The following is a 6,371-nucleotide window of genomic DNA, read 5'->3' on the forward strand; positions in this document are numbered from 1 at the left end:
ATCAATGCAGGTGAGAAGATAAAATCGGGAAGTTATTTCGTAGCCGTTCCTAAGGCAAACCTCGGCGTCGACCCCATACACCAGCAAGCCGACACCAAGGCAGTCGAGCAGCACGGCATAGCGCTCGATCTCGGCATCATCAGCCTGAAGTTTGGGTGCCGCAGTGCTGATGATGCTGATTGACATCAGGCTGCCGCGAGAGCCTGGTCCAGATCGGCGATCAGGTCATCGATGTGTTCAATGCCGATCGACAGGCGGATCATGTCTTCCGAAACACCGGCCTTGGCCATTTCGTCCGGCCCGAGTTGACGGTGCGTGGTCGAGGCCGGGTGGCAGGCCAGTGACTTGTTATCGCCGATGTTGACCAGACGGGTGAACAGTTGCAGCGCATCCTGGAAGCGCCCGCCGCCCGCAAAGCCCCCTTTGACACCGAAGGTCAGGATGCCGGAAGCACGGCCGTCCATGTATTTCTGAACCAGCGCATGGTCCTTGTGCTCGGGCAGGCCGGCGTAATTGATCCACGACACCTTGGCGTGGCCCTTGAGGAACTCGGCGACCTTGACTGCATTGGCGCAGATGCGGTCCATGCGTAGCGGCAGCGTTTCCAGCCCCTGCAGGATCAGGAAGGCGTTGAAGGGTGAAATGGCGGCGCCCATGTTGCGCAGCGGAACGACGCGCGCACGACCGATGTAGGCGGCAGCGCCGAGGGCTTCGGTGTAGATCACGCCGTGGTAGGAAACGTCCGGCTCGTTGAGGCGCTTGAACCGGGCCTTGTGGTCGGCCCATGGGAACTTGCCGCTATCGACGATCATGCCGCCGATCGAATTGCCGTGGCCACCGATGTATTTGGTCAGCGCGTGCACCACGATGTCGGCGCCATGTTCGAAGGGGCGGCACAGATAGGGCGAGGGGACGGTGTTGTCGACGATCAGCGGTATTCCGTGGCGATGGGCGATTTCAGCGAGCAACTCGAAGTCAGTGACGTTGCCGAGCGGGTTGCCGACCGACTCGCAGTACAGGGCTTTGGTCTTGCCGTCGATCAGTTTCTCGAAGGAGTCCGGATCGCGGTGGTCGGCGAAGCGCACGTCGATACCGTACTGTGGCAGCGTATGGGCAAAGAGGTTGTAGCTGCCGCCATACAGCGTGGCTGCAGAAACGATATTTTCACCGGCTTCGGCGATGGTCATGATCGAGTTGGTGACGGCTGCCATGCCCGAGGCCAGCGCCAGTCCAGCGATACCGCCTTCCAGCGCGGCAACGCGCTTTTCCAGTACATCCTGGGTCGGGTTCATGATTCGCGTGTAGATGTTACCAGGAACCTTGAGGTCGAAGAGGTCGGCGCCGTGCTGTGTGCTGTCGAACGAGTACGAAGTCGTCTGGTAGATCGGCACAGCAACCGCTTTGGTCGTGGGCTCAGGGCTGTAACCAGCGTGTACAGCGAGTGTTTCAAGTTTCATGGGGTCTCCCGTGGCAGTGTTGGATGCAAAGTTCGAATATTAGCACTTGGAATGCTCGCTTCAGATCGAGAATTCATATCGACAGCGTTCATTGGAACAAGAAAAAAACGCCCCGAAGGGCGCTTTGGCGTGATTCTGAAATCCTTTACATGCGGCTCAACTGGCCGTTGCTGATTCGCACTCGATCCCCACGCTGCACCGAGGGCGGTTGCGATTCCGAAAAAACACGGGTATTGCCGTCGTCAAGGCGGACCGTGATTTCATAGTGTTTTGAACTGCGAACGTTCTTCTCGACCGCGTTGCCGGCGTAAGCGCCGCCAACGGCGCCGACAACGGCACCGACCGTCTTGCCACGTCCGTTGCCAATCTGGTTGCCAAGCAGGCCGCCTACGACACCACCGCTGATGGCGCCAAGACCTGTACCTTCTCCATCCTGTTTGACTTCACGCACACTTTCGACGGTGGCGCAGTCGCGACAGGTATTCGAATATTGCTGCTGTTGTTGCCGTTGCTGACGACCTTGCTCGACATAGACGCCGCTGTCGTTCATCGGGTAGTTGCCTACCGGGGTCGCGCCACGATTGTTATAGCTGGGCGTTGAATCATAAGCGTACTCGTCTTCCCTCGGGGCTCTGCGCGGTGCCGCTTGGCGAACCGGAGCCGCTTTTGCGGGGGCGGGGGTAGCTGCCACAGGTGCGGCGACTGGAGCCGGAGGGATTATCGCAGCGGGCGTTGCAGGAAGTGGAGTAGTCGGGGCGACCGCCACCTGTGCGGCTGGTGCAACATTGTTATTGTTGTTGCCGGGTATCCAGCCGGCGATCGAGGCAATGGCGGCCAAGCTGGCGATCGATACCGTGGTTGCGGCAACGATGATCATCGGGTGGGTGCTACGGGTCTGGTTTTCCATGTTTCGCCTCACTGATTTATTGGTGGTGAGCGATAAACGCCGCTGTTCGGCATTTAGTAGACGCTTGATACAAACAAATACAACTTATCACCTGAGTGATACAGGTGACTGCCTTGCAAATTATGAAACGCTTTGCCTTTGATAGCAATGTTGCATCGTAATCTGCGGCGATTACTCAGGGCGCACCCCAAGAGTACTTCTTCGTAATGCACCTGCGGCGCATTATTCAGGGCGCACCCCAAGAGTACTTCCTCGTAATGCACCTGCGGCGCATTATTCAGGGCGCACCCCAAGAGTACTTCCTCGTAATGCACCTGCGGCGCATTACTCAGGGCGCATCTGCGGGAAGAGTATGACGTCGCGGATGTTGGCTGAGTCCGTCAGCAGCATGACCAGCCGGTCGATGCCGATGCCGCAGCCGCCGGTGGGTGGCAGGCCGTATTCGAGGGCGCGAATGTAATCGGCGTCGTAGTACATGGCTTCCTCGTCGCCAGCATCCTTGGCCTTGGCCTGTTCCAGGAAGCGCGCGGCCTGATCTTCCGGATCGTTCAATTCCGAGAAGGCGTTGGCGATCTCGCGGCCGACGATGAACAATTCGAAGCGTTCTGTAACCTCCGGATTGTCGTCGCTGCAACGGGCCAGCGGGCTGATCTCGGCCGGATAGTCGATGATGAAGGTCGGGTCCCACAGATCGGCTTCGGTTGTTTCCTCGAACATCAGCAATTGCAGGGTGCCCAGGCCCATGCCATTCTTGACATCGGCCTTCATCGCAGTGAGCTTCTGCTTCAGCCATTCGGCGTCGTTCAACTGTTCCAGCGTGTATTGCGGGCAGTATTTACGGATCGCCTCGACCATGGTCAGGCGGTCAAACGGCTTGGAAAGGTCGAGGGTGCGCCCCTGATATTGAAACACCTCGGTGCCCAGAGCTTCGCGTGCGGCATGGCGCAACAAGCCTTCGGTGAAGTCCATCAGCTTGCGGTATTCGGTATACGCCTCGTAAAACTCCATCATGGTGAACTCGGGGTTATGCCGCGGGCTCATGCCTTCGTTGCGGAAGTTGCGGTTCATTTCGAAGACCTTCTCGAAGCCGCCAACGACCAGTTTTTTCAGATACAACTCCGGCGCGATACGCAAGAAAAGCTCCATATCCAGCGCATTGTGGTGCGTCTTGAAGGGGCGCGCCGAGGCGCCACCGGGGATCGGGTGCATCATCGGCGTTTCGACTTCGAGGAAGCCGTGATCGGTCATGTAATTGCGGATCGACTGGACGATGCGGCTACGGGCCATGAAGGTGAAGCGCGACTGCTCGTTGGTGATCAGGTCAAGATAGCGCATGCGGTACTTCTGTTCCTGATCGGTCAGGCCGTGGAACTTCTCGGGCAGCGGGCGCAGCGATTTTGTAAGCAGGCGGATTTCCGAGCACTGGATGGTTAATTCGCCGGTCTTGGTACGGAACAGGGTGCCAATGGCGCCAATAATGTCGCCGATGTCCCAGCGCTTGAAGGTGGCATAGGTTTCCTCGCCCACCTTGTCACGGGCGACGTAGAGCTGGATGCGGCCGGAGAGGTCGGCAATGCTGATGAAGGAGGCTTTGCCCATGACGCGCTTGAGCATGATGCGCCCGGCAACCTTGACCTCGACCGGCGCGGCTTCAAGTTCTTCGCCGGATTTTGATTCATAGACTTCGGCAATCTTGCCGGCGGTGTTCTCACGGGAGAAATCGTTCGGGTAGGCCTTGCCGGTGGCGCGCCATTCCGCGAGCTTCGCGCGGCGCTCGGTGATGATGTGGTTTTCGTCTTGCGTCGTGGCGTTGTTCGGCGGGCTGCTTGGTTCGGACATGGTGTGTCTCGCAATCAAAGATTTGAATATTGGTGAAACGCGTGATCGAAAGGATCAGACGCCCTGTTTCAGGCTGGCTTCGATGAACTGGTCGAGATCACCGTCGAGTACGCTTTGCGTATGGCCGACTTCGACGTTGGTACGCAGGTCCTTGATGCGCGACTGGTCGAGTACGTAGGAACGGATCTGGTGGCCCCAGCCGATGTCGGTCTTCGAGTCTTCGAGTTTCTGCTGTTCTGTCTGGCGCTTGCGAATTTCTGCTTCGTACATGCGAGATTTCAGCATGGCCATCGCCTCAGCGCGGTTGCGGTGCTGCGAACGGTCGTTCTGGCACTGGACGACGATGCCCGACGGAACGTGCGTGATGCGCACGGCCGAGTCGGTCTTGTTGATGTGCTGGCCGCCAGCCCCGGAGGCGCGGTAGGTATCAACGCGCAGATCAGCCGGGTTGATGTCGATCTCAAACGAATCGTCGATTTCCGGGTAGACGAAGATCGAGCAGAAACTGGTATGGCGACGGGCATTCGAGTCGAACGGTGATTTGCGAACCAGGCGATGAATGCCGGTTTCCGAACGTAGCATGCCGAAACAGTAATCGCCGGTGAGCTTGATGGTGGCCGTCTTGATGCCGGCAACGTCGCCCTCGGATTCTTCGAGAACATCGACCGCGTAGCCCTTGCGTTCGCCGTACTTGATGTACATGCGTAGCAGCATCGACGCCCAGTCCTGAGCTTCGGTACCGCCGGCACCGGCCTGGATGTCGATGAAGCAGTTGAGCGGGTCGGCCGGGTTGTTGAACATGCGTCGGAATTCGAGCGTCGCAACCCGTTTTTCGATGTTGTCTACGTCGCTGGAGACGGCTTCAAGTGTGTCGTCATCGTTTTCCTCACGCGCCATGCTGAATAACTCGTCGGCGTCCTTGAGGCCGTCGGTGACCTGATCGATGGTCAACACAACGTTTTCCAGCGATTTCTTTTCCTTGCTGAGTTCCTGGGCACGTTCGGCGTTGTCCCAGATTTTCGGGTCTTCGAGCTCGCGGGATACGGCGTCTAGCTGATCGAATTTCTGATCGTAGTCAAAGATACCTCCGCAACTCGGTGGTTCGCTGAGCGAGATCCACGAGTCGGTTGGCGATGATATTGAGCTGTTCTGCTTCCATGATATTCCGAGGGATAAACGACAAACGTTGAATTATATACGCTGAACACCCGGCATTCAGGCGAGGCAAGAGCGCTCATGGCAGTTTTTCCGGGAGGCTGATAAAATCCGCGGCTGAATTATTCGCAACGGTTAAACCTAATGGCCCGAAAAAAATCCGTCTGGCGTCCGCAAATTGGTGCTGTTGCAACCTACATTGGCGGCGCCAGTAAACTGGCAAGCAGTGCTTACAACGTTCGGGTGGTGGCCGAGAGCAGTGTTGATCGCATGGTGGTGGAAGCCATCGGGCGTAGCGGAACGCCGGTGAGATTTACGGTCAAGTGTAAAAACCTTGCGCCGCTTCAGCCAGGGTTGTTCGATTAAGCAGCTTCAATAGAACTCGTAAGTCCTGGGCGATCCGTTTGGTGATTGTGAAGGAAAGCTGCCGACCCGGGTCACATTCCCCTCCATCAGCGGTTCGCCGGACATGGATCCGGAGCGATCGATGACCAGCGACAGGTGGTAGGGCTTGCGCACCTTCTTCTGGGCCGGATCGGGATCCGGAGGCCGTTCGCTGCGCCGGACACATCATCGATCGTCTCAACGCGACCGATGTCGCGTCCCTGGTTGTCTTCGATGACCACGTCAATACGCTGGTGCCGGCCCGTCCGGTCGGTGACCGCAAGCTGCTATACACCGCGCTGGCCAAGATCCGCTCCGGCGGCTCGACGAACCTTTACGGCGGCTGGAAGGCCGGCATGGAGTCCTTGCTGCCGGAGGCCCGGAATGCCGCACTCGCCCGCGTCATCCTGCTTTCCGACGGAAATGCCAATGTCGGCGAAACGGAAGATACCAATGAAATTGCCGCCTTCTGTGCCGAAGCGGCCGAGAAGGGGGTCAGTACCTCCACCTACGGACTGGGAAGCGATTTCAATGAAACGTTGATGGTCGAGATGGGCAAGCGAGGTGCCGGTAACCTGTGCGCGGCGCCGTGAAACTACCATGAATTCGGCAACTTGAAAGTGCCAGTG

The 6,371-nt window shown here is 58.1% G+C and carries 6 protein-coding genes and 1 pseudogene; 2 read left to right on the top strand and 5 right to left on the bottom strand.

Annotated elements, in window-relative coordinates; genetic code table 11:
• The 5 genes from ACOYNV_RS24980 to prfB all read right to left on the bottom strand — a co-directional run.
• On the bottom strand, positions 1-186 hold a 186-nt coding region (locus ACOYNV_RS24980), incomplete at its 3' end, for a hypothetical protein (protein WP_422902520.1).
• Entirely contained in the window at positions 186-1,457 is a 1,272-nt protein-coding gene (locus ACOYNV_RS24985; RefSeq protein ID WP_422902521.1) for an O-acetylhomoserine aminocarboxypropyltransferase/cysteine synthase family protein, read from the bottom strand. The genes ACOYNV_RS24985 and ACOYNV_RS24980, both read right to left, overlap by 1 nt.
• Before the next feature lie 145 nt (positions 1,458-1,602).
• A complete protein-coding gene (locus tag ACOYNV_RS24990; RefSeq protein ID WP_422902522.1) occupies positions 1,603-2,364 on the bottom strand; it encodes a glycine zipper 2TM domain-containing protein in 762 nt (253 codons plus the stop codon).
• 324 nt (positions 2,365-2,688) lie between these two features.
• Positions 2,689-4,203, bottom strand: a complete 1,515-nt coding sequence (gene lysS, locus ACOYNV_RS24995) for a lysine--tRNA ligase (RefSeq protein ID WP_422902523.1) — start codon at positions 4,201-4,203, stop codon at positions 2,689-2,691.
• Positions 4,204-4,257: 54 nt separating this feature from the next.
• A protein-coding gene (gene prfB / locus ACOYNV_RS25000) for a peptide chain release factor 2 (protein WP_422902524.1) occupies positions 4,258-5,362 on the bottom strand; the annotation gives its coding sequence in 2 pieces (ribosomal slippage) (positions 4,258-5,280 and positions 5,282-5,362; 1,104 coding nt in all).
• 140 nt (positions 5,363-5,502) lie between these two features.
• Between prfB and ACOYNV_RS25005 the strand changes: the two genes are divergently transcribed.
• Together ACOYNV_RS25005 and ACOYNV_RS25010 are read left to right on the top strand one after the other, a co-directional pair.
• The gene (locus tag ACOYNV_RS25005) at positions 5,503-5,724 is read left to right on the top strand and encodes a hypothetical protein (RefSeq protein ID WP_422902525.1); all 222 of its coding nucleotides are present in this window, start codon (positions 5,503-5,505) and stop codon (positions 5,722-5,724) included.
• 191 nt (positions 5,725-5,915) lie between these two features.
• Positions 5,916-6,335 (top strand): annotated as a pseudogene (locus ACOYNV_RS25010) (vWA domain-containing protein); the annotation flags it as partial.
• Between the last annotated feature and the right edge of the window lie 36 nt (positions 6,336-6,371).

This window comes from Propionivibrio sp. (assembly GCF_049316945.1).
Classification (GTDB): Bacteria; Pseudomonadota; Gammaproteobacteria; order Burkholderiales; family Rhodocyclaceae; genus Propionivibrio.